The sequence below is a fragment of the Pseudomonas sp. HMSC063H08 genome, assembly GCF_001813645.1.
GTDB classification, from domain to species: Bacteria; Pseudomonadota; Gammaproteobacteria; order Pseudomonadales; family Pseudomonadaceae; genus Pseudomonas; species Pseudomonas aeruginosa.
Window position 1 is genome coordinate 6,561 of record NZ_KV813613.1, and the last position, 761, is coordinate 7,321.

The window sequence follows — 761 nt, forward strand, 5'->3', positions numbered from 1 at the left end:
GAGTACAGCTCGGCTGATATCGAGGCGGCGCTCCAGGGCTACTCACTACTGGCCCACCAGCCTGACGGCATCGCTCATCTGCTGCAGAGGACCAGCGCCTTACTGGCCGACGACATGGGACTGGGCAAGACCCGCCAGGCGGTCATCGCCGCTTCGATCCGCGCGGCGGGCAGACCAATTCTGGTCATCACCCTGGCCACCCTGCTGATCAATTGGCAGCGGGAGATCCAGGAGGTCTATCCCTCGGCCACCGTGGCCATCCAGCAGGACACCCCAGAGGCGCAGTGGATACTCGTCAACTACGAGCAGTTGAGCCCTCTCGTCGCCAACGCTTCGCGCTTCGCCGTGATGGTCATCGACGAGGCGCAGCGGATGAAGGAACCGACGGCGCAATGCACGCGGCACGGTTTCGACATTGCCGCCCAAGTGCCGAACCGCTACCTGCTTACCGGCACGCCGGTGCTCAACCGCGAGACCGAGCTGCACACCCTGCTGCGCCTCTCAGGCCACCCCATCGGCCAACTGCCGCTGAAAGAGTTCTGCGACCGTTTCGCCGGCAACCCGGAGTTCCGCCAGAGTCTGCGGGCGGAGCTGGGTGACTGGATGCTGCGCAGGCGCAAAGATGTGCTGCCCAGCCTCAAGGGCAAGCAGCGGCAGTTGCTGAAGGTGGCTCTCTCCAGCGAGGAACGCCAGCAGTACGAGATGCTGCGCCTCGAGGACCGACCGGTCTTCGCGCGACTCGGCGCGCTGCGGCGTTACCT

Annotated in this window: 1 protein-coding gene; it reads left to right on the forward strand. The window is 65.3% G+C overall.

Translation table 11 applies throughout. From position 1 onward, the window contains the following. Nucleotides 1-761 (forward strand): SNF2-related protein (locus HMPREF2924_RS37125; protein WP_256567988.1); only part of this gene is annotated, 761 nt, incomplete at both ends.